Annotated in this window: 16 protein-coding genes; 11 read left to right on the top strand and 5 right to left on the bottom strand. The window is 38.7% G+C overall.

What is annotated here, in order from left to right; all coding sequences use genetic code 11:
- The first annotated feature begins 327 nt into the window (after positions 1 to 327).
- The 11 genes from secDF (at position 328) to HMPREF9072_RS01970 (ending at position 14322) form a co-directional block, all read left to right on the top strand.
- Positions 328 to 3315 carry a protein translocase subunit SecDF gene (gene secDF / locus HMPREF9072_RS02020; protein WP_009410268.1) on the top strand — a complete coding sequence of 996 codons (2988 nt, stop codon included), beginning with the start codon at positions 328 to 330 and terminating at the stop codon, positions 3313 to 3315.
- Between the two features lie 137 nt (positions 3316 to 3452).
- Positions 3453 to 4859 carry a dihydrolipoyl dehydrogenase gene (lpdA, locus tag HMPREF9072_RS02015; RefSeq protein ID WP_009410267.1) on the top strand — a complete coding sequence of 469 codons (1407 nt, stop codon included), beginning with the start codon at positions 3453 to 3455 and terminating at the stop codon, positions 4857 to 4859.
- Between the two features lie 20 nt (positions 4860 to 4879).
- A complete protein-coding gene (locus HMPREF9072_RS02010; RefSeq protein ID WP_034566042.1) occupies positions 4880 to 7228 on the top strand; it encodes an outer membrane beta-barrel family protein in 2349 nt (782 codons plus the stop codon).
- Positions 7229 to 7358: 130 nt separating this feature from the next.
- Positions 7359 to 8540, top strand: coding sequence for a proline dehydrogenase family protein (locus HMPREF9072_RS02005; RefSeq protein ID WP_009410265.1), 1182 nt, complete (start codon positions 7359 to 7361; stop codon positions 8538 to 8540).
- A gap of 473 nt (positions 8541 to 9013) precedes the next feature.
- Complete coding sequence (locus HMPREF9072_RS02000; protein ID WP_002672636.1) at positions 9014 to 9892, top strand: ABC transporter permease; 879 nt, start codon at positions 9014 to 9016, stop codon at positions 9890 to 9892.
- A gap of 27 nt (positions 9893 to 9919) precedes the next feature.
- Positions 9920 to 10171 (top strand): DUF3098 domain-containing protein, encoded by a 252-nt coding sequence (locus tag HMPREF9072_RS01995; protein WP_009410262.1) that lies wholly within the window; start codon positions 9920 to 9922, stop codon positions 10169 to 10171.
- Positions 10172 to 10173: 2 nt separating this feature from the next.
- Positions 10174 to 10983 (top strand): undecaprenyl-diphosphate phosphatase, encoded by an 810-nt coding sequence (locus HMPREF9072_RS01990; protein WP_002672638.1) that lies wholly within the window; start codon positions 10174 to 10176, stop codon positions 10981 to 10983.
- A 50-nt stretch (positions 10984 to 11033) separates the two neighbouring features.
- Positions 11034 to 11807 (top strand): phosphatase PAP2 family protein, encoded by a 774-nt coding sequence (locus HMPREF9072_RS01985; RefSeq protein WP_009410261.1) that lies wholly within the window; start codon positions 11034 to 11036, stop codon positions 11805 to 11807.
- 12 nt (positions 11808 to 11819) lie between these two features.
- Positions 11820 to 12584, top strand: coding sequence for a class I SAM-dependent methyltransferase (locus HMPREF9072_RS01980; protein ID WP_009410260.1), 765 nt, complete (start codon positions 11820 to 11822; stop codon positions 12582 to 12584).
- 18 nt (positions 12585 to 12602) lie between these two features.
- A complete protein-coding gene (locus tag HMPREF9072_RS01975; protein WP_009410259.1) occupies positions 12603 to 13613 on the top strand; it encodes an FAD:protein FMN transferase in 1011 nt (336 codons plus the stop codon).
- A 13-nt stretch (positions 13614 to 13626) separates the two neighbouring features.
- A complete protein-coding gene (locus HMPREF9072_RS01970; RefSeq protein ID WP_009410258.1) occupies positions 13627 to 14322 on the top strand; it encodes a 5'-methylthioadenosine/adenosylhomocysteine nucleosidase in 696 nt (231 codons plus the stop codon).
- A 79-nt stretch (positions 14323 to 14401) separates the two neighbouring features.
- On the opposite strand, the gene HMPREF9072_RS01965 is transcribed toward HMPREF9072_RS01970, so the two are convergent.
- From HMPREF9072_RS01965 to HMPREF9072_RS01945, 5 genes are all read right to left on the bottom strand, one after another.
- Positions 14402 to 14923, bottom strand: a complete 522-nt coding sequence (locus HMPREF9072_RS01965; protein ID WP_009410257.1) for a hypothetical protein — start codon at positions 14921 to 14923, stop codon at positions 14402 to 14404.
- 6 nt (positions 14924 to 14929) lie between these two features.
- Positions 14930 to 16336: a thioredoxin family protein gene (locus tag HMPREF9072_RS01960; RefSeq protein WP_009410256.1), complete on the bottom strand. Its 1407-nt coding sequence runs from the start codon at positions 16334 to 16336 to the stop codon at positions 14930 to 14932.
- A 147-nt stretch (positions 16337 to 16483) separates the two neighbouring features.
- Positions 16484 to 17272: a rhomboid family intramembrane serine protease gene (locus tag HMPREF9072_RS01955; RefSeq protein WP_009410255.1), complete on the bottom strand. Its 789-nt coding sequence runs from the start codon at positions 17270 to 17272 to the stop codon at positions 16484 to 16486.
- Positions 17257 to 18375, bottom strand: a complete 1119-nt coding sequence (gene lpxB / locus HMPREF9072_RS01950) for a lipid-A-disaccharide synthase (RefSeq protein ID WP_009410254.1) — start codon at positions 18373 to 18375, stop codon at positions 17257 to 17259. The genes HMPREF9072_RS01955 and lpxB overlap by 16 nt, the downstream gene beginning before the upstream one ends.
- Before the next feature lie 30 nt (positions 18376 to 18405).
- Entirely contained in the window at positions 18406 to 18714 is a 309-nt protein-coding gene (locus HMPREF9072_RS01945) for a hypothetical protein (RefSeq protein WP_002672653.1), read from the bottom strand.
- Between the last annotated feature and the right edge of the window lie 465 nt (positions 18715 to 19179).

Below are 19179 nucleotides of genomic sequence, written 5' to 3'. Positions count from 1 at the left end.
TCTTTTGTTCGTCTTTTGTTCGTCTTTTGTTTATTTGCCTGTCGTGCTACGACTGCCCGTGTGGCTCGCTCCGTCTTTCCTATAAGCTTCTCCCAAATTAACCATTAATCATTAAACAATCAGTATTATTAGCATTTTTGGCATTGTGGTATTAAACTCATTTATCCATTTGATAATCAATAAATATATAAGAATATATACCCCTTATGCCAGCCTTTCAAATATAAATAAAATATAATTTTTTAGGACTTTATTTTTCTATGTTCAGTAAAATATATATCTTTGCCGTTTGAAGAGATAAAATAAGTAAATTATTTAATTAAAAAAATGCAAAACAAAGGACTTGTGAAACTATTTGCCATATTGTTTGGGCTAATATGTATTTATCAGCTTTCATTCACCTACGTGGCAGGTAGAGTAGAAGATGAAGCCAAAGCATTCGCTGAGGCAAAAGTGCCTAATACTCAAGCTGACTATATCGCTAAACGCGAAGCTATAGAAGCTAAGTATTTGGACGATAAAATGGGGCAAGATGTCTATAACCTCGGTTTTACAAAATTCACTTATGGTGAAGTAAAAGCTAAAGAATTGAACCGCGGTCTTGACCTTAAAGGCGGTATCAACGTGATTCTGCAAATTTCCGTAAAAGACATCTTGAGAGGTCTTGCTGACAACTCCAAAGACCCTATCTTTAACAAATCATTAGCCGAAGCCGATGAACAGCTCCGCAAAACCGACAAAACCTACTTGGATTTGTTCTTCGAGGCTTACGCTAAGAACGGAGGTAAATTAGCCTCCCCCGATGTGTTCGCTAATAAAACCCTCAGCGACCAAATCAACTTCCAAATGAGTGATAGTGAGGTGCGCCCTATCATCAGAAAACGCGTAGACGAGTCTATCGTATCTGCTTTCGAGGTATTGCGCAAACGTATCGATAAATTTGGTGTTTCTCAACCTAATATCCAGCGTCTTGGTAACTCAGGTCGTATTCTTGTAGAACTTCCAGGTGCTAAAGATATCACTCGTGTGCAATCACTCTTGCAAAGTACCGCTCAGCTTGAATTTTGGGAAACTTATAAGAATACCGATGTTTTCCCTTATTTACAAGCCCTCAACGCGCAACTTAAATCTACTGCTAAAACTACAGATAAAGTAAAAGATACGCTCACAGCCGCTACTCAATCAGGTAGTAGTGCTATCGACTCTCTACTTACTGATGTAAAGAAGGATTCTGTTCCTACTCAACAAGGAAAAGGCAATCCTTTGTTTGACCTTATCAAAGCTAATTCTTATGAAGGTTCTCCAGTACTTTTTACAGTAAGTTTAAAAGATACTGCTCAAGTAAATAGCTATATCAATTCTCCTGAAGCAAAACATTTGATTCCTGCTTCATTGCAGTATGTAAAATTCGCTTGGGGTAAACCTGATAAAAAGACCTCCCTTATCGAACTTTATGCCCTAAAAGGTAACCGCGATAACACTCCTCCTCTTACAGGTAACGTAGTAACCCAAGCCGAACAAACCTACGATGTTCGCAACCAGCCCGCCGTATCTATGCAAATGGACGGTAAAGGAGCGCGCATTTGGGAAGCGCTTACAGGTAAAGCTTTTACTCAAAACACTAATATTGCTATCGTACTCGATAACATCGTATATTCAGCACCAGGAGTAACTACAGGTGCTATTTCAGGAGGTCGCTCTGAAATTACAGGGCATTTTACTTTAAATGAAGCTGTCGACCTTGCTAACGTGCTCCGTGCTGGTAAATTACCTGCAAGTGCTGATATCGTACAATCTGAAATCGTAGGACCTTCTTTAGGACAAGAAGCTATCGATAGCGGTATGAACTCTTTCCTTATCGCTACTATCTTCATCTTTGCGTGGATGATATTCTACTACGGTCGTGCAGGTATTTATGCCGACCTCGCTTTGGTATTCAATATACTCCTTATATTTGGAGTGTTAGCAAGTATAGAAGCTGTACTTACGCTCCCTGGTATTGCGGGTATCGTGCTTACCATTGGTATGGCAGTCGACTCGAACGTACTGATATTCGAGCGGTCGAAAGAAGAACTGCGCAAAGGTAAAAACATCAATCAAGCAGTGGTTGATGGTTTCAAACACGCCCTATCATCTATCTTAGACTCTAACATTACTACAGCGCTTACTGCTCTTATCTTGTTGTTCTTTGGTAGTGGTCCTATCCAAGGTTTTGCAACTACCTTGCTTATTGGTATTGCAACTACTTTGTTCACCGCTATCTTTATCACTCGCTTGTTTATTGACTATAGCGTTGAGAAAAAACATACGCTTACTTTCACCACTCCTATTACTAAGAACTGGTTCAAAAATGTAAATCTCAACTTTATCGGCAAGCGCAAAATAGGATATGCTTTTTCTATTATCCTATCAATAATAGGTATCATTTCTCTCTCTACTCGTGGTCTCGACCAAGGTATTGATTTCGTAGGTGGTAGAACTTACCAAATTCGTTTTGAAAAAGAAGTTAATCCTACCCAAGTAGCCGACGCACTCAAACTTACTTTAGGAAATGTGGAAGTGAAGACTTTTGGTGCTCCTAACCAAGTTAAAATTTCTACCAAATACAAAGTACAAGAAGAAAGTACTGAAGTAGATAATGAAATACAAGAGCTCTTGTACAAAGGCTTACAGAAATTCTTACCCGAAGGTACTTCATTCGATAGTTTTGCTAAAGCTACTTCTACTGATAAGATTGGTATTATGCAATCTATGAAAGTAGGACCTACTATCGCTGAAGATATTAAGAGCAGTGCATTTTGGTCTGTTATCGGTTCGCTTATTGTAATCGGTCTATATATCTTATTTAGATTCCGAAGATGGCAATTCTCTATGGGTGCTATCATATCATCAGCGCACGACGTGCTAATGGTACTTGGTATCTACTCGCTCACTTATAGCATTATGCCTTTCAATATGGAAATCGACCAAGCTTTTATCGCGGCTATCCTTACCGTAGTAGGTTACTCACTAAACGACACGGTGATTATCTACGACCGTATCAGGGAAGTAATGCGTGAGCCTCATTGGTCAAGAGAGAAAATTAATCACGCGCTCAACGCTACCCTTAGCCGTACCTTGAACACCTCATTCACTACTTTGGCAGTACTCGTTACTATCTTTATCTTTGGTGGTGAAACCTTGCGTGGCTTTATGTTTGCAATGATTATCGGGGTTTTCATCGGTACTTACTCCTCTGTCTTCGTGGCAGCTCCTCTCATTTACGACACTGTAAAGGACGAAGCTGACCATACTAAAGAACAATCTAAGAAGTAATATCTAATTACTGAATATATAAAAGGGACTGTCCTAAAAAGGATAGTCCCTTTTTCTATGCGGGTAGAAAAAAGTGAAAAACTACTTGCAAATATCAATTATAAACCCTAACTTTGCCTTTCAAAAAACTAAGTAATATGAAAACATACGACATTGTTATCATCGGTTCAGGTCCTGGCGGTTATGTAGCCGCTATTCGCGCAGGTCAATTGGGCTTTAAAACTGCCCTTATTGAAAAATATAATACCTTAGGAGGCACTTGCCTTAATGTAGGCTGTATCCCTTCTAAAGCCTTACTCGACTCTTCTCACCACTACGAAGATGCTTCCAAACACCTCGAAGCCCACGGTATTGAAATCACAGGCAAAGTAAAGTTTAGCTTAGAGAAAATGATTGCTCGTAAGGCATCTGTGGTAGAGCAAACTTGCGCAGGGGTAAAGTTCCTAATGGAGAAAAACAAAGTAGACGTTTTTACCGGGGTAGGGAGCTTTGTATCACCCACACAAATTAAGATTACTCCTAATAAAGGCAAGGCAGAGACCATAGAAGCCAAGCACACCATTATTGCTACCGGCTCTAAACCTGCTTCCTTACCTTCTATTACAGTCGATAAAGAACGTATTATTACTTCTACTGAAGCCCTCCAGCTAAAAGAAGTACCAGAACACCTCATCGTGATTGGTGGGGGCGTAATAGGCTTAGAATTGGGACAAGTATACAGTCGCTTAGGAGCTAAAGTGTCGGTAGTAGAATACACCGATAGCATTATCCCTACGATGGATAGAGGCTTAGGGCGCGAACTCACCAAAGTACTCAAAAAACAAGGCTTTGCTTTCTATACAGGTCATCAGGTGAAAGAAGTAACTCGCAAGGGCAAAACGGTAACTGTAAAAGCTACTACCTCCAAAGGCGAAGAGCTTATCCTTAAAGGTGATTACTGCTTAGTAGCCGTAGGTCGTCGCCCTTATACCGAGGGTCTTAACCTCGAAGTAGCAGGTGTACAGAAAGACGAACGCGGTAGGGTAATAGTAAACGACCACCTGCAAACCAATGTGCCTAACATCTATGCCATAGGTGATGTAGTACGCGGAGCTATGCTCGCCCATAAAGCCGAAGAAGAAGGCGTATTGGTAGTAGAACAACTCGCTGGACAAAAACCACATATCGATTATAATCTTATCCCTGGTGTTGTTTACACCTGGCCTGAAGTAGCTTCAGTAGGCAAAAGTGAAGAGCAACTAAAAGCTGACGGCATAGCCTATAAAGTAGGGCAATTTGCTTTTCGTGCCTTAGGGCGCGCCCGTGCCAGTATGGATACCGACGGCTTTGTAAAGATTTTAGCTGACACCCAAACCGACGAAGTGCTCGGCGTACACATCATTGGAGCTCGTGCTGCCGATATGATAGCCGAAGCCGTTACAGCAATGGAGTTCCGTGCTAGTGCCGAAGATATCGCTCGCATCTGCCACGCTCACCCTACCTTTACCGAAGCAATAAAGGAAGCCGCCCTTGCTAGCACCGAAAACCGCGCTATCCACAGTTAATGATTAATAATTAATGCTATATGAAATCAACCATCTTATTTTGCCTATTCTGCCTCCCTTTGTGCACTTTTTCGCAATATAGTATTACAGGAAACCTAATCAGTAAAGAACAACCTGTGAGCAACTGTGTCGTTAAGCTCCTCTCGCAGGGCAAAGTTGTATATACTACCGCTTCAAATGAAAAGGGTACTTTTTCTTTTGAAAACCTTTCAGCAGGGCAATACCAGCTAAATGTGGTTTCTATTTTCTATGAGCCTTTTCAGCAAGAGCTAATGGTAGATAAGAATATCGCATTAGGCAATATTGTGATTACCGAGAAAGTAGAAAACCTTAAAGAAGTAACTGTTACTGGTCGGAAAAATCCTGTCATCCCTACTGAAACGGGCTCACTTATTGAAGTAACAGGCACACGGCTCGCCTATCGCTCTGCGGTGACCGATATTTTAGAGTATGCTCCCAGCATCTCTACTACTAATGGTTTGAAAATCTACGGCAATGACGATATATTAGTTATGCTCGACGGTAAAGAATTACACCTCGATAAAGATAAAATAGCGTCTTTCTTAGATAAAATACCCGTCAAGAGTATAAAAAGTATTGAAGTAGTTGATAAAATTGATGCCAGTGTCGATAGCTCAAAAGCAGGCGTCATAAAAATAACAACTATTGCAAAATACGGCTGGGTAGGCTCGTTAAGTCACAATTTTTTTTACGACCAAAAATTAGGTTATACAGACGATGCAACACTGTTTTATTCTACTGATAAATATCGTCTTTTTACTAACCTATACCACAGCCGACATCACTCTTTTAGCGATGATAAGGAACAATCTCTTTTGAGAAATAACAATACTCTTTATCAAAATACCTCAGAACTACAGTTAAAGCGGAAAGAAAACGGAATAACACTAGGAGCAGATTACTATTTCAATAAAAAATCGACTCTTAGCTTTCTGTATATCTATAATTATGATGCTGATGCCGACAAAGAATACAACATTTTAACTAATGTGTATAATAACAATGTGCTCAACCATCATTTTACTACGAACAGAAAATGGGACGCCATATCTAATGACCACTCTTTCTCACTGAACTTCGACCGCACTACTGACTCCTTAGGTTCAAATATCAAAATAGCCTTAGACTTGGTTAAGAAAAAGTATGAAAGTCCTCTTACTGAAAAAGATATTTATTACCGCACAGTAACTACCGAAGAAAATACTGAGCAAGATTCATACTCTTACAGCGATGTTTACGCCTTCAAAACTACTTGGAGTAAGTTTTTTACCTCTAAATACCCTTCAGAAAAGCAGAACTTAGTACTTGGATTGCGTTATTCATTGGTAGACAATCAAGATGAGTTTGTTTATTTTGATATTTTTCCTACCCAGAAGTTAAAAAACACTAACTTTTCTAAGGATTTCTACTTCAAAGAACACATCTTCGCCACTTTTGCTAATTACGCCTTCCCTCTTACTCAAAAATCAAAGTTCTCAGTGGGCTTACGTTCTGAATATAATTACAATACGTTTAGCAATCACTTAGATAATTTCCATAACGACAACACACAATGGTCACTCAATGCCCTCTATACTACCAAGCTCGGCAAAGAAACCTTCTTCTTTTCTGCTCGTCGATGGTTCAGCAGGGTGAATTACAGTCTGTTCAACCCTACCTATATCAAAAGTTCTCCTATCGATGCCTATACAGGTAATAAAGATTTAAGTCCCATAGAAGGATATACGTTGCAATCGGGTTATAGGTGGAAAAAAGTAGATATGGCTGTGGCTTACCGCTATTCCGAAAAAAATGTACTTAACATTCCTACCGCTATTGCTGGCGTAATAACTACTCGCCCCGAGAATGTAGGTTATAAAAACGATATGTTTTTGTTCCTATCCCGTTTTACTAAGTTCACCGATTGGTGGGAGTGCAATGCAAAATTCACAGGGGGTTATTTTAACTTCAAGTATTTAGGGAATGCTTTCAACTCCTTATATGCCGAGTTTTACACCTCTCAGCGATTTTACCTCCCCAAAGATATCGAAGCCTCTCTCACTTACCAATATACCTCAACCAATAAGAGTTTGTATATCAAAAACTATTACAATCACCAGCTCAACTTTAACCTAATGATTCCTCTTTCTGATTCTTTTCAGTTAAACGCTTCATTAGATGATATATTTAACACCTCTCGTTCTAAAAGCGAATACGATTTCAACGGCGTTTATAATACATCTTATTATAAATATAACACCCGTAGTTTTTATATTGGTATCAATTATGATTTTGCCAAAGGTAAAAAAGTGAATGACAATATAAGAAACACAGGAGCAGAAGACGAGAAAAGCAGACTTAAACGATAATGATTAGTGGCTAAGATTAATGGTTAATGATTAGTGGTAAATACAGTGATAAAAATAATTAAGAAAAAGTTTGTTTCTTTCAAAATAAATAGTAACTTTGCCTCAACTAACCTTTAATCATTAAAATATTATGAGTAGATTTTCCGATACCCAAACCGCTTTTGCCCTCAAAAGCCAATCCGAACTCAACTGGGCTTACCGCCTTTTTAAACTTATTGGCAGTAATACCCTTACTCGTGTGGGCACTGCCCTTACCAACTTCTCCTTAAAACTGCGCCTGCCCGTCGAAGGACTCATCAAGCGCACCGTCTTTAAGCAGTTCTGCGGAGGTATCTCCGAACAAGACTGCCTTCCCGTAATCCAAAAGATGCATCAAAAAGGAGTAGGCTCTGTACTCGACTATTCCGTAGAAGGTAAAGAAGACGAATCCTCTATCGAAGCTACTTTCGAAAAAACAATGGAAACCATCGATTTTGGTAATCTCCATCGCAACGAAGGTATTCCTATTGTGGTATTTAAACCTACGGGATTTGGGCGTTTTGCCATCTTCCAAAAACTCACCGAGAAAAAAGCCCTTACCCCCGAAGAAGAAAAAGAATGGGAGCGCATCAAATCTCGTTTCGACGCAGCCTGCAAGCGCGCCTACGAGTATAAAATTCCTATTTTGGTAGACGCCGAAGAAAGCTGGATGCAAACTGCTGCCGATGACCTCGTAGAAGAGATGATGCAGAAGTACAACAAAGAAGAACCTATCGTATACAATACCTTGCAAATGTACCGCCACGACCGTTTGCCTTACCTAAAAGAACTTTATGAACGTGCCGTAGATAAAGGCTTCTACATAGGCGTAAAAATCGTACGAGGTGCCTATATGGAAAAAGAAAACGAACGCGCTGCCGAGCTAGGCTATCCCACTCCCATTTGCCCCAGCAAGCAAGCAACCGACGATAATTATAACGCTGTTGTGCGCTATATTATTGACCATATCGATAGGATTGCGCTCTTTGCAGGTACTCACAACGAAGAAAGTGCTGCCTTGGTAATGGATTTGATGCACAAAAAAGGCTTGCAACCTAACGACAAACGCGTGTGGATAGCACAACTCTACGGTATGAGCGACCATATCAGCTTCAATGCCTCTAAGGAAGGTTATAACGTAGCCAAGTATTTGCCTTTTGGTCCCGTGCGCGAAGTGATGCCTTACCTTATCCGCCGAGCCGAAGAAAATACCTCAGTAGCAGGGCAAACAGGACGTGAACTCACTTTGCTAAAAGCAGAGAAAAAGCGCCGAAAAGAAACTGCTAACCAGTAAAAATAAGTTTTTATTATTCGTTGTAACTCTCGTTTTTGCACTTCTCGCAAAAACGAGAGTTATTTTTATTCCCAATTACTACCCTCTTACCTTCGCTCATTGTTCGTTTTTTGTTCGTCATTTCTCTATCTGCTCGTGCGACTCGCACCATCTTTTGTTCGTCTTTTCTATATCTGCCCGTGCGGCTCGCACCGTCTTTTGTTCGTTCTTTGTTCGTTCTTTGTTCGTTCTTTGTTCGTCTTTTGTTCGTCTTTTGTTCGTTAATTATTTATCCGCCCGTGTGGCTCACACTATCTGCCTGTCGTGCTACGACTGCCCGTGTGGCTCACACCAGCCCGTGTGGCTCGCACTGTCACTCGTCACTGATTTGGTATTTTTGGCATTATTGGCATTATTGGTATTAAATTAGTTGCTAATTCAAAAAAAAGTTGTACTTTTGCGTGATTTTCTATCTTAAAACAAAAAATATAAGAATGGCACGTTCCATCGATTCATTTAACAAACGAAGATTAATTACCTCCTATTTTTCGGTAATAGTGAGCATTACCTTAGTGCTCTTTCTTATGGGCTTTTTTAGTTTTTTAGTATTAAGTGCTAATAAATTAGCCAATTACTTCAAAGAGCAAGTAACCGTTACCGTCTTGATAAAGGACGACGCTAAAAATGCCGACATCGAACAGTTACAGAAAACTCTTTCGGTAGCGAGTTTTGTAAAGTCAGTGCGTTTTGTATCAAAAGAAGTTGCTGCCGAAAAGTTCAGTAAGGATATCGGCGAAGATTTTGTTACCTTCATCGGTACTAACCCTCTGCAAAACACCATCGATTTAAGCCTAAAAGCCGAATATGCCGAGCCCGATAAGATGCGCGAAATCAAACGTGAGTTAGAGCAAAACTCTTTTGTTACCGAAGTAGTATACGACCAATCTTTGGTAGCTCTTATTCACGAAAATGTGAACAGAATAGGTATTGTTACATTAATTTTCAGTGCCCTATTCACTTTTGTATCTATCTTGCTTATCAATGCCTCTATTCGCCTCTCCATTTATTCCAAACGTTTTATCATCAAAACAATGCAATTAGTAGGGGCTACGCGCAGTTTTATACGCCGTCCGTTTTTATGGACAAATGTACGCTTGGGCATTCTCAGCGCTCTAATAGCCATAGTGCTTTTTTATCTATCGCTTTTGGCTATTGTAAAGTCATATCCTGAGTTTAATATCTTAATGGACACTGGTACTTTAAGCATTGTTTTTATAAGCATTATAACCATTGGGATACTCATCAGTTGGCTAAGTACCTATTTTGCTACACAACGTTTCCTAAACCTCAATACCAACGACCTTTATTATTAACCATTAATCATTAATAATTAATCACTGATGAAACATCATTCAACTTTCATTTTTGAAAAGAAAAACTATCTTATTATGGCTATTGGCTTAATAGTAATAGCCCTTGGTTTTATAACAATGAGCGGTGGTGGTAGCGATAATCCCGCTGTGTTCGACCCCTCTATTTTCAATTTCCGACGTATTCACTTAGCTCCTGCTTTGGTACTTTTAGGTTTTGCCATTGAAATTTACGCCATTCTGGTAAATCCTAAAACTGATAAAAAACAAGACGAAAAATAAGAATGAGTACACTGCAAGCTATTATTATTGCTATTATCGAAGGACTCACCGAGTACCTTCCTATCTCATCAACCGCACATATGGGTTTTACCGCTGCCCTTATGGGAATGCCCGACGATGAGTATTTAAAAATGTTCCAAGTGTCCATACAGTTTGGTGCTATCCTCTCGATAGTAGTACTGTATTGGCGCAAGTTCTTCGACTTTTCTAATTGGAACTTCTATTTCAAATTAGCCTGTGCCGTTATCCCTGCTCTTATATTAGGTAAGCTTTTCGATGATAAGATTGAAGCAGTTTTGGGCAACCAAAAAGCGATTGCTATTACCCTAATTGTGGGCGGTATTATCCTTATTTTTGTAGACAATTGGTTCAAACATCCTACGATTCACAACGAGAAAGACATCACAATAAAGAAAGCCGTTACTATTGGTTTTTGGCAGTGTTTAGCAATGATGCCAGGCACTTCGCGCTCTGCTGCTTCTATTATTGGCGGAATGACGCAAGGGCTTACTCGCAAAGCCGCCGCTGAGTTCTCTTTCTTCTTAGCCGTTCCTACAATGCTGGCTGTAACCGTGTATTCTATTTTCTTGAAGAAATGGGGTACTGCCCAAGAGAAAGGCTACGAGCTAATAATGAAAACTGATGAGAGTTTTTGGTTGTTTATCATAGGTAATGTAATAGCTTTTGTGGTAGCAATGATAGCCGTGAAATTCTTTATACATATCCTCACCAAATTTGGTTTTAAAGTATGGGGCATTTACCGCATTGTTATTGGAGCAGTATTACTGATTTATTTCTCAATTAACAATTAGTTATTTTTCCCTCCTACTCTTACCTTTTACTTTTTACCTTTTTGATAAAAATGAAAATATTACTTTTAATTGTAGCTTTCTGTTTTATTCTCATTCAATCTATAAAAGCTCAAACCGATAGCTTATCAGTACTCCACGAGTCGGTACTCACAGCCGATACTTTGCAGGTAGCTACTGAAAAACCTAAACTCAAACAGGTATTACTTCCTGCTTCTCTCATTACCATAGGAGTTATCTCCAATGCTACTTATATCAATCGTTATGTACAACGACACGCTTATAGATATTCCGGCGGACAGAAGTTGCGTTTCGATGATTATATACAGTATCTACCTATTGCCAGCGTCTTTGCTTATAGCAATTTAGGTATAAAAGCCAAGCACAGTGTAAAGGAGCGACTCATAATAGGAGCTACTGCTTATGCCATTACGGCAGCCTTAGTAAACGGAGTAAAATATAGTGTCAGAATACATCGTCCCGATGAAAGTGCTTACAATTCTTTCCCTTCAGGACACACCGCTACCGCTTTTACAGGTATGGAAATCCTTTGGCAAGAGTACAAAGATGAGAATATATGGGTAGGTATCAGTGGCTATGCTATAGCTACCACCGTAGGTGCAATGCGTTTGTACAATAATCGCCATTGGATAGGCGATGTGCTTGTAGGGGCAGGTATAGGTATCCTTAGTGCCAAAACAGCCTATTGGCTCTTGCCATATACTTCCAAATGGCTTACACGCAAAGAGAAATCTTCAGTACAAATAGCTGTTTACCCCGTTTATTCCGAAGAAATGAAAGGAGTAGGGCTCACCTTATTTCGCTAAAAACACCTTCTAATGGCTATTATTACCACTATATTAAACAAAGTTCCACGCCCTTGGCTTATAAAGATGAGCTATTGGGTGCGTCCGTTTTTAGCTTTCTACTTGCGAGGAAAGAAGTACCAAGACCCTATTGATGGCAAGACTTTTAGGAAATTCTTACCATATGGCTACGGCAAAGCTCGCCCCAATGTACTCTCGCCCTCTACCCTATCACTTGAACGCCACCGATTGCTTTGGCTCTATCTTAATCGTGAAACCGATTTCTTTACACGTGAGCTAAAAGTGCTACACGTCGCTCCTGAACAAGCCTTCTATAAACGCTTTAAAAAACAACCTAACCTCAATTACCTCACCACCGACCTATATTCTCCTTTGGCAGATGTAAAAGCCGATTTGTGTGCTTTGCCTTTTGAAGATGAATGTTTTGATGTGATATTTTGCAACCACGTATTGGAGCATATCCAAGATGATACCCAAGCAATGAAAGAGCTTTATCGTGTAATGAAAAAGGGTGGTTGGGGTATTTTTCAAGTACCACAGGACTACCACAGAGCAATTACGTTTGAAGATAACACCATTACTGACCCGAAAGAACGCACCCGTATTTTTGGTCAGTATGACCACGTAAGGGTCTACGGTTTAGACTATTTTGATAAATTACGCAGTATAGGCTTTGAAGTAGAGGAACTGCAATACGCTTCCCATTTCACAGCTGAAGAAATAGAACAGTATCGTATTGTTGCTGAAGAAATCATTCCTTTGTGCAAGAAGAAGTAAAAATTTAATAATTAAATAATGAAATATCTATTTTTAAGTATCGCAATAGGTTTAGTAGCTTGCCAATCTTCCGTAAAAGATGAAATTCATCTTATAAGTGGAGAAGCACAAGGTAGTACTTATCACATTAAGTACATTAGCAAAACTAAAGAAGACTTAAAACCTGCCATAGACTCTATATTACAAGTGATAGATAAGTCTATGTCTACCTATAAACCAGATTCTGACATTTCTAAAATCAATGCAGGAGATAAAAATGTAGTGGTAGACAAACATTTCAGGAAGGTTTTTGAAGCCTCTCAGCAAATATGGCAAGAAAGTGAAGGTTTGTTTGACCCTACGGTAGGTGTATTAGTAAATGCTTGGGGGTTCGGTAAACAAAAGATAACTGAGGATAAACTCCCCACAGATGAAAAAATAGCAGAACTGAAGAAATATGTAGGCTTTAATAAAGTACATCTCACAGCTGATAACCATATTGAAAAAGAGTCTCCTGAAATACTGTTTGACTTTAATGCCATAGCACAAGGCTACACCTCCGATGTAGTTGCGGCTTTCCTCAGCTCAAAAGGTATTGAGAATTATATAGTAGAGATAGCAGGTGAGATGTATCTGAAAGGAAGGAACATCATAGAGAACAAAGCGTGGACGATAGGCGTAGAAAACCCTATCAAACCTTTGGACGACCGCGAATTGGTAGCTACTATACAATTTACCAATCAAGGATTGGCAACCTCTGGTAACTATCGCAAAGTATGGACAGATAGTAATGGGCGCAAATATGTACATTCTATTAACCCTATTACCGGACGCGCTACCCAAAGCGATGTGCTCAGTGCTACAGTAGTTGCTCCTTCCACTATGTTTGCTGATGGATATGCCACTATGTTTATGGTAATGGGATTGGAAAAGAGCAAAGCTTTCTTAGAAAAACACCCCAATATGGCTGTACTTTTAGTGTATAGTAACGAACGAAACGAAGAACTTACCTTTAAGACAAAGGCTTTTGAAGAATTAATAATTCAGTAAAGATTTTTTATTTATGAAAATAGGAATTATAGGTGCAATGGAGCTTGAGATAGATAGTTTAAGAGCTTCTATTGAGTCTTGCAAAGAAACTAAAATAGGGCGTTTTGTTTTTTATGAAGGTTCTCTTAATGGGATAGAAGTAGTATTATTACTTTCAGGTATAGGTAAAGTAAGCGCTTCGGTTGCGACCACTTTACTTATAGAAAGATACAATCCATCGCTTATTATTAATACAGGTACTGCCGGAGGCTTAGGCGATACTTCGGTACACGATATAATCTTAGCTAATGAAGTACGCCACCACGATGTAGACGTTACGGCTTTTGGGTATGAAATAGGTCAGCAAGCACAAATGCCTCCTGCCTTTATTGCTAACACGCAATGGACAGAAAAACTAAAACAAGTAGCCGAACGATACAGCCATACACTTCACTACGGACAAGTAGTAAGTGGAGACTCTTTCATTTCCTCGCCCACCCGACTACAAGAAATTGCTAATACCTTCCCTAAAGCAAAAGCCGTAGAAATGGAAGCAGCAGCTATTGCTCAAACCTGCTACTTATTAAACATTCCATTTGTAATGCTTCGCGCTATTTCTGATAAGGCAGGCGAAGGGAATGCGGTATCATATGAGACTTTTGTAGTAGAGGCAGGCAAACTGTCTGCAACTATTATAAAAGCATTCTTAGCCTCTATCTCTGAAACATAGGAAAAGTACACATATAACAAATAAGGGACTGAATTACATAATTCAATCCCTTATTTTTTTTATACTTATAGAAATATTCCTATTTTAAAAATTGACGTACTTCTTCTTTTAAATGGCTTAGTGCATTAGCCGAAGGAGTGGCTTTTTCTACAAACTCTTTAAATATAGCTTCTACCATAGCTTGTGAGTCTTTTACTTCTTCGGTTAGGGCTACTTTACGGATTATTTGGATAGTAGCCATTTTAGCAGTACGAATAATATTCCATAGTTTTTCACTGAGGTATATTTGTTGTGCTAAGTTATGTTCAAATTCTTCATCAATAGAGTTTACGAGCAATGCTTCATACTCTTTCTTAGAAAAGTTATGAGGAGGAATGCGCAGAAATAGTTGTTGAGGGGACATTCGCTCTAAGAAAAGTGTCATTCGCTCGTATGCTTGTAAGCGGATAGGCATTGTGTACTTTTGGTTTTCTTTATGAAGAAGAAATAATCGCTTTTTATCTTCATTTTCAATATGTATTCTAAAAAAATAAAAGGCTACCGCTCCTACAATAAGAGCCGGAACGCAATACATAATAAAGGTAATAATCTGGTCAGACATAAATAATTAAGATTCTTTTGATAATAATATTTTTTCTAAGTTTGGACTGAAAATATCTTCAAAAGCCGATATGATGCGTCCGTTTTTATCTATAATTACTGATTTGTTAATATTATTAATTAAAAACTTTTGCGACAAATCTATGAAATTGATAGAGTGATATTGGTCAGTCCAATCGGTATTTGAGATTTGTTTGCGCCATTGAGTTTTATCCTGCCCTATATCAATACCTACAAACTTTACATTGGGGAATAGCTTCTTTAACTGACTCACTCTTCCGAAGATAAGTTTAGAAAGCTCTTTCTGATTGACTGACCAAAAGTAATAAATAGTTACCTCCGGCTGTTGTATTTCCGAAAACTTAGTAGGTTCACCGTTTGCATTAATCAAATCAAAATCGGGAGGAATTCTTCCCGCTTGTAGTGCTATTACGTTTCTAAATACCTTATCTAATTCGGCTTTATACTTGTTATCTTTGTTATACTTAGCAAATTTATCGAAGTAATCTTTATACTCGGTGTGCTCTTGGATATTAAAAATATAAGCATAAGCTGCATTTCGGTATAGGTTATCTCTCAAACTTCCATTGGTAAAAAGACTATCGATGATTTTAATCTTTTGCAAATGGAAACCTAATTCCCTACTTACATCTACCAAAGTGTGAGTATCATAGGTGTATTGAGTAAAAGCCAGATTATTGACATACATTACCATATACCTATAATAGGGTCGGAAATACTCTAAAAAGCTATCGTTATAATTAATTTGTTTACGATAGTCGTAAAAGTTATAGGGCAGTAAATCTACGATTGAAATGTTGTTCTTATTTTGATAAACAAAAGGATATATCTCCATTTCCTTATAGATAGGAAAAGTAGCGCTTACTAAGGCTAAATCTTTTGCTTTCTCGGTGAGCTGAGGATTTAGTTTGAGAAAATCATCATACTCCCGTTTTCTATCTTGATATAAGGAATCACTTTTGTTTTTGTACTGCATAGGTGGCAAAGAATGAAACTTCCTAAAAACTTCTTCTTGCGCATCTGACATCTTAGATTGTGAGAGTAAGAAGTTATTAATAGCAGAGCCTTTACCCGAAAATGAAATACTTTCTTCAAAACTGAGTGCATTGGCATACACTACCACACTGTCCTTAGGTTCTACATACACATATTGATACTTACCATCTGTTTCAAAGTTAAACAACTCTCCTTCGGTTATATTTAGGTTAAACAGGAAAGTTTTATTCTTATCTAAATAAGCAGTATCTATAGGAGTATCATTGCTGTATAGAACAACAAAAGAGTCCTTTGCATTAGGGAAAAAGCCACTTATTATAGTAGGCTCATTACGCTTACCCTTGCAAGCGATTAAAGTGCTAAAAAGCACCCATAATATTAGCCGATTCATCTTCATCACCAATAAGCATTCAACTATTTGGGGGCAAAAATATAACATTATCTAAACACGGTGAGTTAAGAATATGTTAAAAATATACCCACTACTAAATATTAACATTTATTAGTAATTCGCAGTTTGAATTAGCCTCTCATTGATAGCAAATTAGCTTTCTTTCTCCTTGCTCACTTCAAAGAGGAATTTCTTTTCTTGGTCGGTTAAACTTGCATAACCACTGGCACTGATTTTCTCTAACAGTTGATTGACCTGATGTGCTCGTATTTGTTGTTCTTCTGAAACGACTTCCTTCTCTTTTTTAGGAGACTCTTCTTGGGGCGTTTTTGCTTTTTTAGGAATACGAAAACTGTACTTTGAAGTAAGTCCTGCGAATATCCCTCCTAAAATACCTCCGAAGTGGGCTATCTTACCTCCTGTGTTTACTGATATATTCAGTATATCGAAAAGGATAAAAGCCAATATAACGTACAGCAATTTTATTTTAAAGGTAAAAATATAGACATTATAAGAGGGGAACAGGGTTACCACAAAGGCTAAGGCTCCCATAACAGCAGCTGAAGCTCCTAAGAGCATCGTATTATCAGTGAAAGAGGGGAAGAAGTAACCTATGGTTAGAAAAGTGATTCCGCCACCTATAATCCCAAAGCTATACGCTTTTACAAATTGTTTTCCGTTAAAGAGATTGAAGAAAATATGCCCTGTGAAAAATAATAGGAGCATATTCCAAAACAGGTGTTGAATGCTTACGTGATAGAAAGCATAAGAAATGAGCGTCCAAGGTTGTTTTAAAAACAGAGGTAACGATTGAGGCATACATAGCCACTGATTAAGCTGCTCTTGTGTTACTTTGTTAGTATACACTACAAGTTTGCTTATACCCAATAGCAATGTACAAACCACAATTACGCTATTAGCTGTGTTTAATTTTCCTGACATTGACGTAATATTAATGAGGCTGTTTTTTCGCTTGCTCCTTCTCCGCCTAACCTTTCTCTCAACAAAACATAATCTTTAAATACTTCGTAACGGTGCCTATAAGTAGTGAGCTTGTTAAGCTCAGCTTCTAAATTCTTTTTAGTAAGGTCACCTTGAATAAGCTCAGTAACCACAGGCTTATCCATAATGAGGTTTACTAACGAAATGTACTTGAGCTTGATAATGCGTTTGGCTATATGATAGGAAATCCAATTGCCTTTGTAGCACACCACTTCGGGGACGTTGAGCAAGGCAGTTTCTAAAGTTGCCGTACCACTAGTTACAAGCGCTGCATAAGACACTGAGAGCAAATCATAAGTTTTACCGCTTACAAAATGCACGTTTTCTTCTTTGATAAAACGTTTATAGAAGTGATAATCAATTGAGGGGGCTCCTGCTATTACGAACTGATACTGATGAAAATCATCGACTATAGAGAGCATTATTTTTAGCATCTTGGCTATTTCCTGCTTTCTACTACCTGGTAATAGGGCTATAATAGGGCGCACATCTAAGTTATTTTCCTTTTTAAAAGTCTGCTCATCTACTTCTTTGCGCTGTGCAATAGCATCGAGCAAAGGATGACCAACAAAGTGCACGCGGTATTGGTGTTTTCTTTCGTAGAAATCTTTTTCAAACGGGAGTATGACGTACATAAAATCTACATCGCGTTTGATTGCTTTTATGCGGTTCTCTTTCCAAGCCCATATTTGTGGTGAGATGTAGTAATGAGTAGGAATATGTTGTTGTTTAGCCCATTGGGCAATGCGCATATTAAAACCAGGATAGTCTATAAAAATAAGTACATCGGGGTTGAACTGGGTGATATCTTTCTTACAGAAATCGATATTGCGCAAGATAGTGCGCAGGTTCATAATCACTTCCCAGAAGCCCATAAAAGCGAGGTCTCGGTAATGCTTTACTTGTGTACCTGCCACCTGTTGCATTTGGTCGCCCCCCCAAAAGCGGAATTCGGCTTTTGGGTCTTTTTCTAATAGGGCTTTCATTAGGTTAGCACCGTGCAAATCACCAGAAGCCTCGCCTGCTATAATATAATACTTCATTTTTCTGCGGTTTGAAAGTTTAATACATTATTAGTTTTTAATGGCAGTATTGTTTAGATACGCTGTGATGGCAGCGTGGTAAACTGATGAGGTGCCTTTTTTGACCTTAGGTAATACTTCATAGGAAGCCCTGAGCTGTGGGTCTTTAAGGACGAGCTGGGCATAACGCACGGCTTCTTGGAACTTAGTGCGACAGCCTAATTGAGCTTCGGAAGCTGGTACGCGGGACTTAGAAGGGGCTTTACAGACTACTGTTTGTCCTTTAACTTTTCGGAAAACGAACGTTTTACCAATCATACCAGAGAGTCCGTTTAAAATAACATTTCGACTTCTTGCCATAATACAAATTGTTTTTTGGAATTAATAGTGCAAAGGTATGGCAAATTTTTGGTATATCAAAATTGGTGTGAGCGACACAAACGGGTATAATTAGTAAATTAGCAAATTTGAGAATTAGCAAATGGGGACGGAAGAATAAAATAGTGTAGATGAAAGGCTTATTTAATGGTTAATGATTAATGATTAATGATTAATGGTTAATTTGGGAGAAGCTTATAGGAAAGACGGTGCGAGCCACACGGGCAGGTGCGAGCCACACGGGCAGTCGTAGCACGACAGGCAGATAAAGGAAAGACAAATAAAACCTCCCCCTTACACATACCCAGCTTTCGCTGGCTTCCTCAAAGAGGGGGAATGTAGCGACACAAAAATGAAAGAGTGACGAAGAAAAGACGAAGAAAAGACGAACAAATGACGAACAATGAACGAACAAATGACGAAGGAAAAGTGGGGGTAAGTTAAAGC

The organism is Capnocytophaga sp. oral taxon 324 str. F0483 (assembly GCF_000318315.2).
Lineage (GTDB): Bacteria > Bacteroidota > Bacteroidia > Flavobacteriales > Flavobacteriaceae > Capnocytophaga > Capnocytophaga ochracea.
Note: the sequence above shows the minus strand (reverse complement) of the source record. Positions and strands in the feature narration are given on the sequence as shown.